The sequence below is a fragment of the Herbaspirillum sp. WKF16 genome (genome assembly GCF_028993615.1).
Lineage (GTDB): Bacteria > Pseudomonadota > Gammaproteobacteria > Burkholderiales > Burkholderiaceae_D > Herbaspirillum.
In genome coordinates this window covers 1,252,703-1,269,806 of sequence record NZ_CP118632.1, presented here as the reverse complement: position 1 = coordinate 1,269,806, position 17,104 = coordinate 1,252,703, and the positions used below count along the sequence as shown (strand labels likewise).

Genomic DNA, 17,104 nt, shown 5'->3' with positions numbered 1-17,104 from the left:
GGGAAAAAATGTCTCTGGACAGTTTGTTGGTATCGTTGGACGCGCACTCTACCACAATCCCAATACCGGCCTGACTTTGCGGCGATTCGCGGGTATCCCGCGAAGACATCTTCTCAAGCTGCGGGACGACCTGCCAACACGTCGCCGAAAAAGCTGCGCGCGCCCACTTGCCCGCCCTTCAACACCAGTTCCAGGCCGTCGCGGCGCGGATTGTCCGACCAGGCCCGGCACAGTGGCGCGCCCGGCGCCATGCCGGCGCACACCGACAGCGCGGCGATGTCCAGCGCGCCTGCCACTTCGCCCGAGCTGTCGCCGCCGGCGATGGCGATGCGCCTGAGGTCGTGGACGTCCAGGATGCGCCGCATCACCTCGGCCAGCGCCACGCCGACGCTGCGCGCGGCGTCCGCGCGGCTCATGCCGGCGCCTTGCGCGATGGCGTCGAATCCGGTCACCGCCGGATCGTCCGGCCCCTCGGCGGAAAACACCAGCGGGCTGCGTCCGGCGCCAATGGCCTCGCCGGCGCGCGCCAGCAGGCGCGCCAGTTCGGCTTCGCGGCCGGATCCGGCCAGCACCGCCGCCAGGTCCATGCGCTCGGCGGCGAAACCATGCTCGCGCGCCCAGGCGATCTGGCCGGCCGTCACCGGCGAGCAGCTGCCGCTGACGGCGGCGATCACCGGCGCCGGCGCGGCCTGCGGCAGCGAGGGTTGCGCCGGGATCCAGCCGCGCGCGCGCCAGTAGGCCGCCAGCGCGTATTGCAAACCTGAGGACGACGCGCTGAACACGCCCGCGCCCTTCTCTTCCCACACCAGCCTTCCGGCCTCGCGCAGGGTTTCCTCGTCCAGCACGTCGACCAGCACCACCGGACGGTCGTCGCCGCGCAGCGTGCGCAGCCGTTCATGCGCAAGTACGGCGCCGTCGCGCAGTTGCACCATGTCCACCAGCTCGATGCGGCGGTTGGTCTGCCGGCCCAGGTGGCGGCGCAGGTCGGCCTCGTCCATGGGCGTGACCGGATGGCGCGACATGGTGGGATGGCGGTCCAGCCGATAGCCGGCGCCGTCCACCGCCGCAAACAGGTTGCCGAAGGCCTGGTAGCGCTTCAGGCGCGGCGCGCCCACCACCATCGGCGACCAGTCGCCGGGCATGTGGCGCACGCCGATGTCGACCGCGCGGCCGATCGATCCGGTGGCGGCCGACGAGTCGAAGGTGGAGCATACCTTGTACTGCATCAGCGGCGGCCGCAGCGCCGCCAGCGCCTCGAAGTCGGGCGGCAGGTGCGCATCCATCCACTGCGGCGAACGCCCGCGCGAGGAACCGGCGATGCCCACGCAGCGCACGCCGGCAAAGCGCTCCAGCAGGACCGCATCGGGCGTGCGCAGGAACAGCACGGTGGACAAGCCCGCCGCCGTCATCACTTCCATGGCGTCGGTGGAGCCGGTGAAGTCGTCGCCGTAGTACGCCAGCAGCAAACCCGGCGGCAGCGCCGGCTCGATTTGCGCCGTCATTTCCAGAATCCCAGCGCGGCCTGCAAGGCCGGGTTGCCTCGCGCGTGCTGCGCCAGCGGCACGCCTTCGATGGCGGCCACCCAGGCCTCGCGCAACGCCTCGACCCCGGCCGCCACGCCCTGCGGATGGCCGAAGATGCCGCCGCCGGCGGTGTGGATCAGGTCGGCGCAGCCGATCGCGGCATAGGTGTCGGCCGCCTGCAGGCCGGTCTGGCCGGAACTGAACACCGGCATGGTCGAGACCATCGGCGCGCCCTCGACCACCGGCGCCAGCACGGCACGCGCGGCCGTGACGACGCTGTCGTCGGGTTCGCTGAACTTGTTGCGCAGGCCGTTGACGTGCATGTGATCGGCCCCAGCCAGGCGCCACAGCTGCTGCCAGGGCGCGTAGTCCCAGCCCAGCTGCGGGCTGCGCGAGAGATAGCCCCAGCCGGCGCGATGCGCGTGGATCGGCATTTGCGCATGCCGGCGCAGCTCGCGCAGGCCGACCAGGCCGATCGAGTTCAGCACCGCCATCGCGCAGTTGCCGCCCTCGGCCAGGATCAGGTCGTGGCGGCGGCGCATCTCATCCAGGTCGCCGGTCAGGTTGAAGGCCATCATGACCTTCTTGCCGGTGCGCTCGGCGTGTTCATTGATGACCCGCATGACACCGCGCACGCGCTCATCGAACGGGCAGCGGCCACCGTCGGCCTGCAGCTCGTCGTCCTTGATGAAGTCGATGCCGCCGGCGACCAGCTCGCGCACCTGCTGCACGGTCTCCTCCACCGACAAGCCGATGCTGGGCTTGATGATGGTGCCGATCAGCGGGCCGCGCGCCACGCCGGTGAGCTTGCGCGTGCCTTCGATGCCGAAGGCCGGGCCTGGATAGGCGTCGGCGAAGGCGCGCGGCAGCTTCAATCCGGTCAGGCGCAGGCCGGAAACCTGGCGCAGCTCGAACAGGTTGCCGGCGATGGTGGACATCAGGTTGGGCAGCGAGGCGCCGGTGTTCTCCAGCGGCCAGGAGAGCTCCAGCGCGCACTGCGTGTAGCGCTGCGAAGGCATGCCGCCCGGCAGGCTGGGCTGCTCGCCGTGGCCGAGGATCTCCAGCCGCTCGACGCGGGCGCCGGAGCGCTCCTTGAGTTCCGGCGTCTCGGTGGCCAGGGCGACGAAGGTGCCGCTCGATTGTTCCCCGGCGATGACCTCGGCGGCGCGCGCGGGGTCGTCGCCGGTTTCCAGCCAGTAGCTGGCGTAGATGCGTTCCATGCGCTGTCTCTTCCTTCTTGTTGCGTGTTCGTGGCCCGGGCGCCGGGGATCGTCAGGTGATGCGGCGAATGCTCTCCGCGATCTCATCGTGATCGAACACCTTCAACCAGTCGTCGCGCAAGAGGCGCGGCAGGCCGTTCTGGATGGCCTTGTTGCAGGCGTCCGAGAAAGCGCCCGGGATCTCCTTGAAGATCACCGCGCCCAGGATGTTCATGTGGCCCAGCAGGAAGTCGCGCGCGGCCTCTTCCGGCACGCCGCGGCGCACGGTCTCGTCCATCGCCTGCTTCATGGCGTAGAGCAGCGTGGCGCACACGGTCTCCGACAGGCCCGGCTCCAGGATCGCCATCTGTTCCACCGTCAGGCGGTAGCTGCGCAGGATCGGCTGGTAGATCACCTTGGCCACGTCCTCGCCGAGGTCGAAGGCCGACTCCGGGCCTTGCATCAGCGCGCTGGTGATCGACTGCCGGGCGGCGCCGCCGCCGAAGAAGTCGCGCCGGCCTTCCTGCGTAGTCTCGTCGTTGAAGATCGGCGGATGGCAAGGATGGGCCACGAAGTAGACCAGGTCCGGGCGATCCGGCAAGTGGCCGGCGAAGGGCGCGGCCGCGTCCAGCGTCATCACCATCACGCCGGCGCGCAGCTTGGGCGAGATCTCGGCGGCGATCTTGCCGATCAGGGTATCGGGCACCGCCAGGATGACGACGTCGACATTGTCCAGCGCGGCGTCGATGCCGACGCACTCGATGCCGGCCTCGTCCCGCAGGCGCTTCTGCCCCACTTCGCTGACTTCGACGTGGGCGACCTGGTAGTCGGACTTCTTCAGGTTCTTGGCCAGGCGCACGCCCATCTTGCCGCCGGCGCCAAACAGCGCGATTTTTTCTTTCATGATCATTCTCCGTTCAAGACAAAACTGCATCGTTCCCCGCGGGCAGGCCGCCCGCGGGCTTGTTCCTCATTCCGCCACGACCCTGCCCTGCAGCTCGGCGGCTTCTTCCCTGGCGCCGGCGCCGATGGCGAAGATCACCACGGCCGACACCAGCATCAGCGCGCCGACCACGAACATCGGCGCCTGGTAGGAGCCGGTCGCATCCTTGATGGCGCCGGTGACGAAGGGCGCCATGAAACCGGCGGCATTGCCCACGGTGTTGATCAGCGCAATGCCGGCCGCCGCCGCCGCGCCCGAGAGGAAGCGCGCCGGGATCGACCAGAAGGTCGGCAAGGCCGAGAAGATGGCGCAAGCGGTGACGGTGATGGCCAGCACGGTGGCGGCCGGGGTCTGCATGTACAGCGCGGCCGGGATGCTGATGGCGCCCAGCAGCGCCGGCAGGCCGACGTGCCAGCTACGCACGCCGCGGCGGGTGGCGTCGCGGCTCCACAGGAACAGCGCGACGGCCGCCGGTGCGTAGGGAATGGCGGTGATCAGGCCCTTCTGGAACACGTTGAACTTGGCGCCGAACTGGGCTTCGAAACCGCCGATGATGGTGGGCAGGAAGAAGGCCAGCGCGTAGAGCCCGTAGATCAGCCCGAAGTAGACCAGCGACAGCATCCACACGCGGCCGTTCTTCAGCGCCGCGCCGGCGTGCTGCGTATGCTGCACCTGCTTGCCGCTGCGCTCGGCCGCCAGCTCGGCGGTAAGCCACTTGCGCTCGGCCTCGGTCAGCCACTTGGCCTCGGCCGGCTTGTCGGCCAGGTAGAACCAGGCGATCACGCCCACCACGATGGCCGGCAGCGCCACGCCGGCGAACATCACGCGCCAGCCTTCCAGACCGAACAGGCCGTGCGCCTCGATCAGCAGCGCCGCCACCGGCGCGCCGATGACGATGGTCAGCGGCTGGGCCAGGTAGAACAGCGCCAGGATGTGGCTGCGGTGCCGCGCCGGCACCCACAGGCTCAGGTAGAGGATGGCGCCCGGGAAGAAGCCGGCTTCGGCCACGCCCAGCAGGAAGCGCAGCGCATACAGGCCTTCCACGCTGCTGACCCAGGTGAACAGCAGCGCAACAACGCCCCAGGTCACCATGATGCGCGCCAGCCAGCGGCGCGCGCCGTACTTGTGCAGGGCCAGGTTGCTGGGAATCTCCAGCAGCACATAGCCGATGAAGAACACGCCGGCGGCGAAGCCGAACTGGGCCGCGGTCAGCGCAAGATCCTTGCTCATGCCGTTGGGACCGGCGAATGAAATCGCGGTGCGGTCGAGGAAATTGATGAAAAACATCAGGCCCACGAAAGGCACTAGCCTCATCGCGACCTTGCGGATGGCCGATCTTTCGACGGCGCTGGCGGTGGTCTCCACTGTCTGTCTCCTGGTAGGTTGAGAGGCTGAAGCCCGATCAACGACAACCTCTGCTTTTTTTTGATTGCGCCAGGGACGACGGGGCTGCGAACCCTCAGGCCGCCTGGCTGCCGCTTTTATGTTTCTTTGTAATTTCTTGCCGGTTGCCACGTCTTTCCCTTACAAAAGACGTGAATTAGCAACTGGTATAATCACTATACCATTGTCTAAATCGAGTCTGCATTAATTTCTTGCACGCGTGGGATGAGTATTGCGAGGGTTGTCGTCGCGAAACGGATGCTCCGAATGGCCAGGTGCGATAGACCTTCCTTTGTCAGCCATCGCCTCTGAACCATCGCCTCTGTTGTCCCGGCGAAGGCCGGGACCCAGCGTCTTTTGTCGCACCTCGCCAGATTCCGTTCTGACTCCAAGGAGCGCAACGAAAGTCGCTGGATCCCCGCTTTCGCGGGGACGACGGCTTAATTGAGATAGCGAGCCAAGGAATCGATGCCGCAGGCGAGTAAGAAACAGCGCGAGGCCGCAGGCGAGCCGGATACGCTTTCCCCTTGTGGGCCAGCCGTCGGAGCGGCGCAAAAAGTGGATCAGGGCGTCAGTCGGAGCGCAGCGACTCTGACGACCCCACTTTTTGTGCCGCTCCGACGGGTACCCCGAAGGGGCTGGCACTTAGGGGCCGGTTTCTTTGCTTACTTTCTTTGGCGGGCCAAAGAAAGTAAGCGGCTGCCGGGCCGCCCCCGGCGCTCCGGCCCGACCGGAGAAAGACAAGATTAAAGCCGGTACATCTGCACGCAGCAAGACCAGACTACCCAAAACAACGACGGCATCCACGCCGACTTCGATACGCCGCCAAAGCGGCTACTCAGCCCGAACGGAGTCCAAGGAGCGCAACGAAAGTCGCTGGATCCCCGCCTTCGCGGGGATGACGGAGGAGAGAACTTGTACAGCCGGCGGATGGAATCCCCTCCTGCTTGTCGTTCCTGCGAAAGCAGGAACCCAGTGGCGTTCATCATGCCTCGACCGCCGTTGAACGGCGCTGGATCCCCGCTTTCGCGGGGACGACGGATTAAATGAGATAGTGAGTCGCCAAAGGGACAGCCAACGAGCAGCAAGCAAGACAAAGCCGCAGGCGAGTCGGAGGCAGCGCGAGGCCGCAGGCGAGCCGGCTACGCTTTCCCCTTGTGGGCCAGCCGTCGGAGCGGCGCAAAAAGTGGATCAGGGCGTCAGTCGGAGCGCAGCGACTCTGACGACCCCACTTTTTGCGACGCTCCGATGGGTACCCCGAAGGGGCTGGCACTTAGGGGCCGTTCTCTTTGCTTACTTTCTTTGGCGGGCCAAAGAAAGTGAGCGGCTGCCGGGCCGCCCCCGGCGCTCCGGCCCGACCGGAGAAAGACAAGATTAAAGCCGGTACATCTGCACGCAGCAAGACCAGACTACCCAAAACAACGACGGCATCCACGCCGACTTCGATACGCCGCCAAAGCGGCTACTCAGTCCGAACGGAGTCCAAGGAGCGCAACGAAAGTCGCTGGATCCCCGCCTTCGCGGGGATGACGGAGGAGAGAACTTGTACAGCCGGCGGATGGAATCCCCTCCTGCTTGTCGTTCCGGCGAAAGCAGGAACCCAGTGGCGTTCATCATGCCTCGACCGCCGTTGAACGGCGCTGGATCCCCGCTTTCGCGGGGGCGACGGATTAAATGAGATAGTGATTCGCCAAAGGGACAGCCAACGAGCAGCAAGCAAGACAAAGCCGCAGGCGAGTCGGAGGCAGCGCGAGGCCGCAGGCGAGCCGGCTACGCTTTCCCCTTGTGGGCCAGCCGTCGGAGCGGCGCAAAAAGTGGATCAGGGCGTCAGTCGGAGCGCAGCGACTCTGACGACCCCACTTTTTGTGCCGCTCCGACGGGCACCCCGAAGGGGCTGGCACTTAGGGGCCGTTTTCTTTGCTTACTTTCTTTGGCGGGCCAAAGAAAGTGAGCGGCTGCCGGGCCGCCCCCGGCGCTCCGGCCCGACCAGAGAAAGACAAGACTAAAGCCGGTACATCTGCACACAGCAAGACCAGACTACCCAAAACAACGACGGCATCCACGCCGACTTCGATACGCCGCCAAAGCGGCTACTCAGCCCGAACGGAGTCCGGTGAGGTGCGACGAACGACGCTGGATCCCGGCCTTCGCCGGGACGACGGAGGAGAGAACTTGTACAGCCGGCGGATTGAATTCCCTCCTGCTAGTCGTTCCTGCGAAAGCAGGAACCCAGTGGCGTTCATCATGCCTCGACCGCCGTTGAACGGCGCTGGATCCCCGCCTTCGCGGGGACGACACGGAGGAGGTGGTCAACACCTCTCCACGCTCAAGATACTTACTGCGTGTCGTTCCTGCACAAGCAGGAACCCAGTGGCATTTGCCATGCATCAAGATCGGCTGAACGACACGAGATCCGCTTCCGCAAGAACGACAAACAGAGCAAGCAAGCTCACCCTTTCCCGCCAAACCGCTCCCGCAACAATCCCACAAACACCCGCGCCGCCGGCGACAGCTCGCCGCCCTTGCGCGTGACGATGCCGATGGTCTGCGACATCGCCTTGAGCTTCACCGGCAGGATGCGCAGCATGCCGCGCCGGGTGAACATCTCGGCCACCCCGGTCGGCAGGATCGACACCACATCGGTGCACTGCTGCAGCACCGCCACCGTGACGAAGGTGGAGGCGGTGGAAATGGTGTTGGCCGGCATGGCCAGCCCGGCCAGGTCCATCTCGCGCTCCAGCACGGCGTGCATCGGCATGTGGCTGGGATAGGTCACCCAGCGGTAGCCGGCCAGGTCGGCCAGGCTGACGTTCCTGCCGCGCAGGCGCGGATGCTCGCTGGAGACCACCACCGACAGCGGCTCGTCCGACAGCGGCTGGTAATGGTATTTGCCGGGATTTCCGGAGACGCTGGCGCGCGCCACCAGGATGTCGAGGTGACCGTCGTCCAGCAAACCCAGCATGTTCACGCTGGTGTCCTCCACGATGTCGATCGCCAGCTCCGGGTTGCGCCGGTGCAGCTCGTTGATGGCCGGCACGATCATGCCGGGCACCGCCCCCATCACCGCGCCGATGGCCAGCCGGCCGCCGCGCCCGGAGCGGATCTGCGCCATCTCCTCGCACAGGGCGCCGAGGTCGGTGGCCATCAGCCGCGCGTAGCGGATCACGCAATGGCCGAACTGGTTGGGGATCAGCCCGGCCTTGGTGCGCTCGAACAATTGCGCGTCCAGCAGCGCCTCCAGCTCGGCCAGCGACTTGCTGGCCGCCGACTGCGTCATGGCCAGGGCGTTGGAGGCCTTGTGCAGGGACTTGTGCTCGTCCAGCGCGATGAGCAGCTGGAGCTGCTTCATGCGCAGGCGCGAGAGCAGGCTGTTGAGGTTCTGCGGGCTGGAAGCTGGTTTCATGGCGGTCGGCGGCGAGATCGGGGATGGCCCACGGTGAGTCGCAAAAGCGATCACATGATGGAAAGTCTTCACTATACAGCCCCTGCCGCCGCACGTATATTCATCGCCATCCGGCGCCTGGACGCTGTCCCGGCATACGGCCCATCGCATTCACACACAAGCGGAGACACCATGAGCACCCCCATCTACCGCGGCGTATTCCCCGTCGCCCCGACCATCTTCGACCAGGACGGCAAGCTCGACCTGGAAGGCCAGAAGCGCGCCATCGATTTCATGATCGACGCCGGCTCCAACGGCCTGTGCATCCTGGCCAACTTCTCCGAGCAGTTCGTGCTGTCCGACGAGGAACGCACCCTGGTGCAGAACACCGTGCTGGAACACGTGGCCGGCCGCGTGCCGGTGATCGTCACCACCACCCACTACGGCAGCCAGATCTGCGCCGAGCGCAGCCGCGCCGCGCAGGACGCCGGCGCCGCCATGGTGATGGTGATGCCGCCGTACCACGGCGCCACCTTCCGCGTTTCCGAAAAGCAGATCTATGAGTTCTACGACCGCGTCTCGGCCGCCATCGACATCCCCATCATGATCCAGGACGCACCGGTGGCCGGCACGCCGCTGTCGGCGCCCTTCCTGGCCAGGATGGCCAAGGAGATCGAACAGGTCTCCTACTTCAAGATCGAGACCGCCGGCGCCGCCTCCAAGCTGCGCGAGCTGATCGAGCTGGGCGGCGACGCCGTGGTCGGTCCGTGGGACGGCGAAGAGGCGATCACCCTGATCCCCGACCTCGACGCCGGCGCCACCGGCGCCATGACCGGCGGCGGCTATCCCGACGGTATCCGCAAGATCGTCGACGCCTACTTCGCCGGCGACACCGAGAAGGCTGCCGAGCTGTACATGAACTGGCTGCCGCTGATCAACTACGAAAACCGCCAATGCGGCCTGGCCGCCTGCAAGGCGCTGATGGTGGAAGGCGGCGTGATCAAGTCGGACATGCTGCGCCATCCGCAGCCGCCGATGCATCCCAAGGTGCGCGAAGGCCTGCTGCGCGTGGCGCGCCGCCTCGACCCGCTGGTGCTGAGCTGGGGCAAGTAAGCGGCTGCAACCGCATAGAAAAAACGGGAGCCGGCGGCTCCCGTTTTTCATTCCCGCTCGCGCCTGCGCGAACTGTGTCATCCTGCCGTTTTTCCGCTACCGCACCGAGGAGCCCGCCTTGAGCCATTTCCGTCCCGTCGCCCTGAACCACGCCAGCCGCCTGGTCAACCACGGCCCCACCGTGCTGGTCAGCGCCGCCCACGCGGGCCGCCGCAACATCATGGCGGCCGCCTGGTCGATGCCGGTGGAGTTCACCCCGCCGCGCATCGCCGTGGTGCTCGACAAGAGCACCTGGACCCGCGAACTGATCGCCGCTTCCGGCAGCTTCGGCATCATCGTGCCGGGCCCGGCGCTGATGGACTTCACCTACGCCGTGGGCAGCGAAAGCGGGCGCGACATGGACAAGTTCGCGCACTATGGCGTCGAGGCCTGCGCCGGTCCGGAACTGGGCATGCCCATCATCGAGCGGGGCTGCTCGGCCTGGCTGGAATGCCGCTGGCTGCCGGAACCGCGCAGCGAGGAAGCCTACGACACCTTCTTCGGCGAGGTGGTCGCGGCGGCGGCCGACGCCCGCATCTTCGACAACGGCCACTGGAACTTCACCGCCGACAACGCCGAACTTCACACCCTGCATCACCTGGGCGCAGGCAAGTTCGTGACGGCCGGCAACCAAATCCAGGCCAGGATTCCCAATGGTAAATAACGGTAAATAAATCCCGCGAGACCACGCGGAGATGACCACCCCAGGCGGCCGCGGCCGCCTTTTTTGTGGGCGCGGCGCGCCCGGCAAGACATCCGGCGACGCGCTATAGTGCAATGGCGGCGGCACTGCATGCGCCCTCGCCACGACAACAAGCATCCGCCAACCCTTCGCAGGAAGACATCATGAACCAGCCAGCCGTACAGCCAGCCCTCAGCTTCGAACAGTTCCGCCAGACCATGCTGGCGCAAGGCTACGACGAAGTCGTCGCACGCCATTGGAAACAAGCCGAGGAGGTCGAGATCCACACCCATCCCTTCGAAGCCAACGCCATCGTGGTCCAGGGCGAAATGTTCCTGTCCGTGCAGGGCGAGGCCGAGCGTCGCCTGCTGCCGGGCGACCGCTTCCACCTGATGCCAGGCACGCCGCACGCCGAGCGCTATACGGCAGAAGGCGCGACCTACTGGGTGGCGCGCAAGTCCTGAGCGGCCCGACCGCAGATAAAGAAAGGGCGGCCGATGCGGCCGCCCTTTTCATTTGCGCCTTTGCCGCGCGCACCGTTTCAATCGATGTACTTGAGCCCGGCCGCGGCCAGCGGCTCGCGCATCTTGTACATGTCCAGGCCGAGCACGCCGGCGGCCAGCCTGGCGCGCTTGTCGGTCTCGTTGTTCTCGCGCGCCTCGGCGGCGTCGGCCACCTGCTGCGCGATCGCGGCCGGCACCACCACCACGCCGTCGGCGTCGGCCACCACCACGTCGCCCGGATTGATCGCCGCGCCGGCGCAAACCACCGGTATGTTGACGGAACCCAGCGTGGCCTTGACGGTGCCCTTGGCGCTGATGGCGCGCGCAAACACCGGGAAGCCCATCTCCTGCAGTTCCCTGACGTCGCGCACGCCGCCATCGATCACCAGCCCGGCCGCGCCTTGCGCGCGGTAGGAAGTGGCCAGCAGGTCGCCGAAGAAACCGTCCTCGTTGTCGGTGGTGCAAGCCGCCACCACTACGTCGCCCGGCCGGATCTGTTCGGCCGCGACGTGCAGCATCCAGTTGTCGCCCGGCTGCAGCAGCACGGTGACGGCGGCGCCGCACATGGCCGCGCCCGGCCACGCCGGACGCATGACGGTCTTCATCAGGCCCACGCGCCCCATGGCCTCGTGGATGGTGGCCACGCCGAAGCGCGAGAGTTTCTCCACCGCGGCGCCATCGGCGCGAACGATGTTGCGCTTGACGATGCCCAACTGGTTCATCGGTGTGCTCATGCTTGCAATCCTTTCGCTGTCAGGGCGGCGTCCAGGCGCGGGTACACCCGGCGCGCGTTGCCCTCGTAGATCTGGTGGCGCTCTTGCGCGGTCAGGTCGGCCGCGTCGATGTAGCGCTTGGTGTCGTCGTAGTAATGCCCGGTCTCGGGATCGATGCCGCGCACCGCGCCGATCATCTCGGAGGCGAACAGCACGTTCTCCACCGGAATCACCCGCGTGAGCAGGTCGATGCCCGGCTGGTGGTAGACGCAGGTGTCGAAGAAGATGTTGTTCAACAGGTGATCCTTGAGCAGCGGCTTCTTCATCTCCTGCGCCAGGCCGCGGAAGCGGCCCCAGTGGTAAGGCACCGCGCCGCCGCCGTGCGGGATCAGGAACTTCAGCGTCGGGAAGTCCTTGAACAGGTCGGAGGTGAGGCACTGCATGAAGGCCGTGGTGTCGGCGTTCAGGTAGTGCGCGCCCGTGGTATGGAAGCAGGCGTTGCAACTCGTGCTCACGTGGATCATGGCCGGCACCTCCAGCTCCACCATCTTCTCGTAGAGCGGATACCAGGACTTGTCTGACAGCGGCGGCGAAGTCCAGTGGCCGCCGGACGGATCCGGGTTCAGGTTGATGCCGACGAAACCGTACTCCTTCACGCATTTCTCCAGCTCCGCCAGCGAGCTGCGGATGTCCGCCCCCGGCGACTGCGGCAGCATGGCCGCGCCGATGAAGTGATCCGGGAACAATTGCGCCACGCGATGGCACAGCTCGTTGCAGATTGCCGCCCAGGTCTGGCTGGTGTTGAGGTCGCCGATATGGTGCGCCATGAACGACGCGCGCGGCGAGAAGATGGTCAGGTCGGCGCCGCGTTGCTTCATCAGGCGCAGCTGGTTGGTCTCGATGGAATCGCGCAGCTCGTCGTCGCTGATGCGCAGCTCGGCGACCTTCGGCCCCAGCTCCGGCGTGTTCAGGTTGGCGACCTGCCGGTTGCGCCAGTCCTCCAGCGCCTTGGGCGCGGTGGTGTAGTGGCCGTGGCAATCGATGATCATGCGGATTCTCCCGATAAAAAAAACGGCGGGCCGCCCACCGGGACGGCCGCGCCGCGAAACGACTAGAAGCGGTGGTTGATGCCCATCGTGTAGGCCATCTGGTGGCCCACGCCGACGGTGTTGAGGGTGGTGACCACGGCGCGGCGGTACTTGTTGTAGTCCGCCTCGACGTACAGCTTGGTGCGCTTGGAGAGGTAGTAGTCCAGGCCGACGATGCTCATGTTCTTGCTCTGGGCGCGGTCGGTCGACACCGCGGTCTTGTAGAAGCCGCCGGTCAGCTTGACGCGATCCGAGAACGAATAGCTGGCGCCGCCGAAGATGTTGCGCGTGACGGTGTTGGCGATGTTGGCCGGCATCTCGATGGTGTCGATCATGTAGCCGCCGGAGAGCGCGAAGTTGCCGAACTTGTAGGCCGCGCCGGTCAGGTAGTAGTTCTCGTTGCGGAACGTGGCGCCGACCTGGACGAAGCGGCGGTTGTAGGAGGCGCCCACGGTCAGGTCGCCGGCGTAGTATTGCAGGCCCACGCCGCGCGCCGAGCCGTTGTTGAAGTTGCCGGCGGCCTCGCCGAAGGAATTCTCCAGCTCGAACTTGAAGTTGCCGAATTCGCCGGTGTACTTCAGGTCGTTCGAGAAGCGTGTGCCGCTGGAGGCCTGGGTCAGCGGGATCAGCGAGGTGTAGTTGAAGTGGAACGGATCGTAGTCCGAGATGAAGTCATGCGAGATGGTGTACTGGCGCCCCATGTCCAGCGCGCCCCAGCCGCCCTTGATGCCGACGAAGGACTGGCGCTGGAACAGGGTGTTGGTGGTGTTGTCCAGCGCGCCGGTGGCCAGGTTGAAGCCGTTTTCCAGCAGGAAGTGGGCTTCCATGCCGCCGCCCAGGTTTTCGCTGCCGGCGATGTCGATCTTGTTGGAGCTGTTCCAGCCGTTCGATCCCATGAAGACCTTGTTGCCGCCGGCCGCGTTGGCATTGGTCTGGTAACGCACACCGCCGTCGGCGGTGCCGAAGATGGTGATGCTCGATTGGGCATGCGCGGCATGCATGGCGGGTGCGACGGCGGCGACGACGGCGCAGGTGCGGACGAATTTTTTCATGCGTGATCTCCCCCGCATGCCTCACGGCATGCGACAAATGGTAGTTGGCTGTTTATTGGTTGTTTTTTATTGCTTGATACGGCCTGAACGACGACTGCGTTCAGTGGTGCGCCGCGACGCTCTTGATGGCGACTTCCGGTTCGACATAACCTGCGTCGAGCTCAGTCTTGAGCCGGTCGCGGTCGAGTGCGTTTTCCCAGCGCGCCACCACTACCGTGGCCAGCGCATTGCCCGTGATGTTGACGAAGACGAAAGCCGAGGACAGCAGGCGGTGCACGCCCAGCACCACCGCGATCGACGACACCGGGATCGCGTTGGTCGAGGCCAGCGTGGCAGCCAGCACGGCGATGGCCGAACCCGCCACCCCGGCTCCGCCCTTGGAGGTGATCAGCAACACCAGCAGCAGGGCCAGCTGTTGCTCCCAGCCCAGCGCGGTATTGGTGGCCTGGGCCAGGAACACCGACACCGCGGCGAAGTACAGGCAGGTGCCGTCGTGGTTGAAGGAATAACCGCCGGGCAGCACCAGGCCGACCACCGATTTCTCGCAACCCAGTTGCTCCAGCTTGCGCAGCAACTGCGGGAAGACGCTTTCCGACGAGCTCGTGCCCAGCACCAGCAGCAGTTCGGAACGGATGTAGCGCATCAGCTTCAACAGCGAGAAGCCGCTGAAATGCGCCACCGGCCACAGCACCAGCACGAAGAACAGCAGGCAGGTCAGGTAGAACTCACCCACCAGCTTGCCCAGCGAGACCAGCGAGCCGACCCCGAACTTGCTGACGGTGAAGGCGATGGCGCCGTAGGCGGCGATCGGCGAGATCTTCATGGCCAGGCCGATGATCCAGTAGACGCCCTGGGCGAAGCTCTCCAGCACATTGAGCATGGGCTTGGCGCGTTCGCCGGCCGCGGCCAGGCCGAAGCCGAACAGCACCGAGACGAACAGGATCTGCAGGATGTCGCCGTTGGCGAAGCCCGAGACCATGGTCTTGGGGATCAGGTTCAGCAGGAAGGTGCTGGTCGAGACGAAGTGGCTGGCCTGCGTGATGTAGCTGTTGGCCGCGCCCTTGTCGAGCGCGTTGACGTCGATGTTCATCCCCACGCCGGGCTGCAGCACGTTGATGGTCACCAGGCCGATCACCAGCGCGATGGATGTCACCACCTCGAAGTAGATCAGCGCCTTGATCGCGACCCGGCCGACCTTCTTCATGTCGCCGGCGTTGGCGATGCCGCTCACCACCGAGCAGAAGATGACCGGGCCGACCACCATCTGGATCAGGCGGATGAAGGCGTCGCCCAACGGTTGCGACGCGGTGCCGATGTTGGGCCAGTAATGCCCCACCACCACGCCGAGCACGATGCCGACCAGCACCTGGAAGGAAATGTCGCGATAGAACGGCTTCCTGGTCTTCTGTCGTGGGACGGGCAAATCTTTCATGTCCACGTTGATGCTCTCCTCAATAAGATGGTCTGGTTCTTTCCATATCGCTCTTGGCGGCGACGTCGGATCGGGGCGCCCGGGCGGGCGCCGCGTCATTGGGCGGCGCGTGGTTCGCGCCGCCGCTTGCGGGTTCAGCGCGCCTCGGCGCCGAGCAATGCCAGGCTATCGGCGAAGACTTCGTCCACGCCGATCTTACGCGGCAACAGCTGCTGCCGCTCGCAATGGCGGATGATCATTTCCAACGCCCCGCGCATCGCCTCGATGCCGTCCGGCACGCGCTTGCGCGCAGCCACGGGATCGGGGGTGGCGTCCTTGCCCCGGCGCAACAGGCGGTACACGCCGCGCGCGGTTTCCGGGTCGGCCTGCGCGATATCGCTGCGCATCACCGCCACGTGGTTGGTCGGATAGAAACCGTGCTGCCCGTACCAGACCTGGTCGGCCGCGGCCGGATCCGGGATCAGCGGCGCGATGTCCTCATGGTCGGGCAGGTCGTTGCCGAAGATGGCAGCGTCGATCTCGCCGTCCAGCAGCATCTGCAGCATCTCCTTGCCGGTCGGCGCGCGGGTGACGAACGCCGGGTCGCGATACTCTTCCAGGTGGCCGCCCTCGAAGGTGATCCATTCGATCTTGTCGCTGGCCACGCCGTAGGTGCCGTCGAGGATGGCGCGCACCCACATGCCGGTGGTCTGGGTATAGGCGCGCACGCCGACCCGCGCGCCGGGCAGGTCGATCACGCCCAGCGGGCCGCGCCGCCTGTTGTAGACGATGCAGCCTTGCTGCAGCCGCGCCGCCAGCACGCTGGGCAACATCACCAGCGGCTTGCCGTAGGCCTTGGCCTGCAGGAAGGTGACGATCGCCATTTCGCTGACGTCGTAGGCCTGGCTGCGGGCCATCGGCGCGAAGGCGCGATGGATCGGCTCGACCACCTGGCAATCCAGTCGCAGGCCGGGCTCGGCGATGGCGCCCTCGATCAGGCCTTGCGTGTGCGGATATTTCTTGAGCGCCGCGGTGAGGTGCAGCACGCCGTCTTGCTGTTTCATTTGGCCGCTCCCATGCGCGTGAGCTCAGGATAGATGGAGCGCGCGGTGTCGCCGAAGATCCACTTGCGGTCGGACTCGGAGAGCAACGCCAGGCCTGCCTGCGCCTCGGCCAGCAGCGACTTGAGCGAACCTTCGGCCGAGGGGAAGTTGGAGCCCCAGGCGATGCGGTTGGCGCCGAAGGCTTCCAGCACCCGGGGGAAGAAGGCCTGCGGCGTGGACAGCCCGCGTCCCGATTCGGCGATGGTGCGGTTGGTCAGCTTGAGGTAGACGCCGGGATACGCGGCCAGCTCGAACAGCGAGCGCGCCGATTCGTACGGCGGGCCGCCGGCCAGGTCGGGACGCGCCAGGTGGTCCAGCAGCACGCGCACCCTGGGGAAGCGCTCCAGCATGCCCTTGAGCGCCGGGATGCCGGCCGCGGTCATCTGCAGGCAGATCGAGATGCCGTTGGCCTGGGCGTACTCCCACACCGGGAAGGAGCGAGGATCGTCCAGCCAGTTGGCCTGGCCGGGCATGGTGGTGCCGGTCAGGAACAGGCGCAGGCCCGACATGCCTTCGGCCAGCCAATGCTTGAACTTGTCGACCGCGTCCGGCGCCAGCACGTCGATCGAGAACACGCCGCAGAAGCGGTCGGGATGCGCCCTGACCGCGTCCACCACATAGCGGTTGTCGTTGCCGTAGGCGGTGGAGGCCTGCACCACCATCGCATGCGCGATGCCGGCGTCATCCAGGGACGCCAGCAGGTTGCCGTAGTCGGCCGGGCGGTGCGCCGACCAGTCGGACTGCTTGCCGCCGACCGGCGCCAGCGGATAGCGCACGTGGTCGGACGAAATGGCGTGGGTATGCGTATCGACGATGTCGTACATTGTTAAGCTCCAATATTCTCTTCGCGGCAGAAACAGGCAAAGTGTATTGAAGCGAGACGATATCGGCTAATTTCAACTGCGCCACATCCCATAAATTTATATTAAGCTTATCATCCATAAATGCACCGGAAAATGATGAGGCAAGG

General features: G+C 66.0%; 14 protein-coding genes. 3 read left to right on the top strand and 11 right to left on the bottom strand.

The window, feature by feature from the left end:
- Nucleotides 1–113: 113 nt before the first annotated feature.
- From oiaK to Herbaro_RS05650, 5 genes are all read right to left on the bottom strand, one after another.
- Complete coding sequence (gene oiaK, locus Herbaro_RS05670) at nucleotides 114–1,502, bottom strand: 3-oxo-isoapionate kinase OiaK (RefSeq protein WP_275012857.1); 1,389 nt, start codon at nucleotides 1,500–1,502, stop codon at nucleotides 114–116.
- Nucleotides 1,499–2,743, bottom strand: a complete 1,245-nt coding sequence (locus Herbaro_RS05665; protein WP_275012856.1) for a ribulose-bisphosphate carboxylase large subunit family protein — start codon at nucleotides 2,741–2,743, stop codon at nucleotides 1,499–1,501. The genes oiaK and Herbaro_RS05665 overlap by 4 nt, the downstream gene beginning before the upstream one ends.
- A gap of 52 nt (nucleotides 2,744–2,795) precedes the next feature.
- On the bottom strand, nucleotides 2,796–3,626 hold the full coding sequence (locus Herbaro_RS05660; protein ID WP_275012855.1) for a phosphogluconate dehydrogenase C-terminal domain-containing protein: 831 nt from the start codon (nucleotides 3,624–3,626) through the stop codon (nucleotides 2,796–2,798).
- Between the two features lie 66 nt (nucleotides 3,627–3,692).
- Nucleotides 3,693–5,030 (bottom strand): MFS transporter, encoded by a 1,338-nt coding sequence (locus Herbaro_RS05655; protein WP_275012854.1) that lies wholly within the window; start codon nucleotides 5,028–5,030, stop codon nucleotides 3,693–3,695.
- 2,467 nt (nucleotides 5,031–7,497) lie between these two features.
- Nucleotides 7,498–8,451: a LysR family transcriptional regulator gene (locus tag Herbaro_RS05650; RefSeq protein ID WP_275012853.1), complete on the bottom strand. Its 954-nt coding sequence runs from the start codon at nucleotides 8,449–8,451 to the stop codon at nucleotides 7,498–7,500.
- Nucleotides 8,452–8,622: 171 nt separating this feature from the next.
- Here Herbaro_RS05650 and Herbaro_RS05645 point away from each other — a divergent pair, with 171 nt between their 5' ends.
- From Herbaro_RS05645 to Herbaro_RS05635, 3 genes are all read left to right on the top strand, one after another.
- On the top strand, nucleotides 8,623–9,543 hold the full coding sequence (locus tag Herbaro_RS05645; protein ID WP_275012852.1) for a dihydrodipicolinate synthase family protein: 921 nt from the start codon (nucleotides 8,623–8,625) through the stop codon (nucleotides 9,541–9,543).
- A gap of 118 nt (nucleotides 9,544–9,661) precedes the next feature.
- Entirely contained in the window at nucleotides 9,662–10,246 is a 585-nt protein-coding gene (locus Herbaro_RS05640; protein ID WP_275012851.1) for a flavin reductase family protein, read from the top strand.
- Between the two features lie 182 nt (nucleotides 10,247–10,428).
- Nucleotides 10,429–10,728 (top strand): cupin domain-containing protein, encoded by a 300-nt coding sequence (locus Herbaro_RS05635; protein ID WP_275012850.1) that lies wholly within the window; start codon nucleotides 10,429–10,431, stop codon nucleotides 10,726–10,728.
- A 77-nt stretch (nucleotides 10,729–10,805) separates the two neighbouring features.
- Here the strand turns inward: Herbaro_RS05635 and ligK are convergent, their stop codons facing one another.
- The 6 genes from ligK to Herbaro_RS05605 form a co-directional block, all read right to left on the bottom strand.
- The gene (gene ligK / locus Herbaro_RS05630) at nucleotides 10,806–11,501 is read right to left on the bottom strand and encodes a 4-carboxy-4-hydroxy-2-oxoadipate aldolase/oxaloacetate decarboxylase (protein ID WP_275012849.1); all 696 of its coding nucleotides are present in this window, start codon (nucleotides 11,499–11,501) and stop codon (nucleotides 10,806–10,808) included.
- Nucleotides 11,498–12,529, bottom strand: a complete 1,032-nt coding sequence (locus tag Herbaro_RS05625; protein ID WP_275012848.1) for an amidohydrolase family protein — start codon at nucleotides 12,527–12,529, stop codon at nucleotides 11,498–11,500. The genes ligK and Herbaro_RS05625 overlap by 4 nt, the downstream gene beginning before the upstream one ends.
- A 62-nt stretch (nucleotides 12,530–12,591) precedes the next feature.
- Complete coding sequence (locus Herbaro_RS05620) at nucleotides 12,592–13,620, bottom strand: porin (protein WP_275012847.1); 1,029 nt, start codon at nucleotides 13,618–13,620, stop codon at nucleotides 12,592–12,594.
- Nucleotides 13,621–13,720: 100 nt separating this feature from the next.
- Nucleotides 13,721–15,052: a C4-dicarboxylate transporter DctA gene (dctA, locus tag Herbaro_RS05615; RefSeq protein ID WP_275012846.1), complete on the bottom strand. Its 1,332-nt coding sequence runs from the start codon at nucleotides 15,050–15,052 to the stop codon at nucleotides 13,721–13,723.
- 134 nt (nucleotides 15,053–15,186) lie between these two features.
- Nucleotides 15,187–16,095: a substrate-binding domain-containing protein gene (locus tag Herbaro_RS05610; protein WP_275012845.1), complete on the bottom strand. Its 909-nt coding sequence runs from the start codon at nucleotides 16,093–16,095 to the stop codon at nucleotides 15,187–15,189.
- Nucleotides 16,092–16,958, bottom strand: coding sequence for an amidohydrolase family protein (locus Herbaro_RS05605; protein WP_275012844.1), 867 nt, complete (start codon nucleotides 16,956–16,958; stop codon nucleotides 16,092–16,094). The genes Herbaro_RS05610 and Herbaro_RS05605 overlap by 4 nt, the downstream gene beginning before the upstream one ends.
- Nucleotides 16,959–17,104: the final 146 nt, after the last annotated feature.

Excerpts from the sequence above, each read along its gene's own strand:
- ligK (WP_275012849.1), bottom strand. The coding sequence starts at position 11,501 with ATGAGCACACCGATGAACCAGTTGGGCATCGTCAAGCGCAACATCGTT.
- Herbaro_RS05665 (WP_275012856.1), bottom strand. The coding sequence starts at position 2,743 with ATGGAACGCATCTACGCCAGCTACTGGCTGGAAACCGGCGACGACCCC.
- Herbaro_RS05635 (WP_275012850.1), top strand. The coding sequence starts at position 10,429 with ATGAACCAGCCAGCCGTACAGCCAGCCCTCAGCTTCGAACAGTTCCGC.
- dctA (WP_275012846.1), bottom strand. The coding sequence starts at position 15,052 with ATGAAAGATTTGCCCGTCCCACGACAGAAGACCAGGAAGCCGTTCTAT.
- Herbaro_RS05645 (WP_275012852.1), top strand. The coding sequence starts at position 8,623 with ATGAGCACCCCCATCTACCGCGGCGTATTCCCCGTCGCCCCGACCATC.
- Herbaro_RS05625 (WP_275012848.1), bottom strand. The coding sequence starts at position 12,529 with ATGATCATCGATTGCCACGGCCACTACACCACCGCGCCCAAGGCGCTG.
- Herbaro_RS05605 (WP_275012844.1), bottom strand. The coding sequence starts at position 16,958 with ATGTACGACATCGTCGATACGCATACCCACGCCATTTCGTCCGACCAC.
- oiaK (WP_275012857.1), bottom strand. The coding sequence starts at position 1,502 with ATGACGGCGCAAATCGAGCCGGCGCTGCCGCCGGGTTTGCTGCTGGCG.
- Herbaro_RS05610 (WP_275012845.1), bottom strand. The coding sequence starts at position 16,095 with ATGAAACAGCAAGACGGCGTGCTGCACCTCACCGCGGCGCTCAAGAAA.
- Herbaro_RS05650 (WP_275012853.1), bottom strand. The coding sequence starts at position 8,451 with ATGAAACCAGCTTCCAGCCCGCAGAACCTCAACAGCCTGCTCTCGCGC.
- Herbaro_RS05660 (WP_275012855.1), bottom strand. The coding sequence starts at position 3,626 with ATGAAAGAAAAAATCGCGCTGTTTGGCGCCGGCGGCAAGATGGGCGTG.
- Herbaro_RS05620 (WP_275012847.1), bottom strand. The coding sequence starts at position 13,620 with ATGAAAAAATTCGTCCGCACCTGCGCCGTCGTCGCCGCCGTCGCACCC.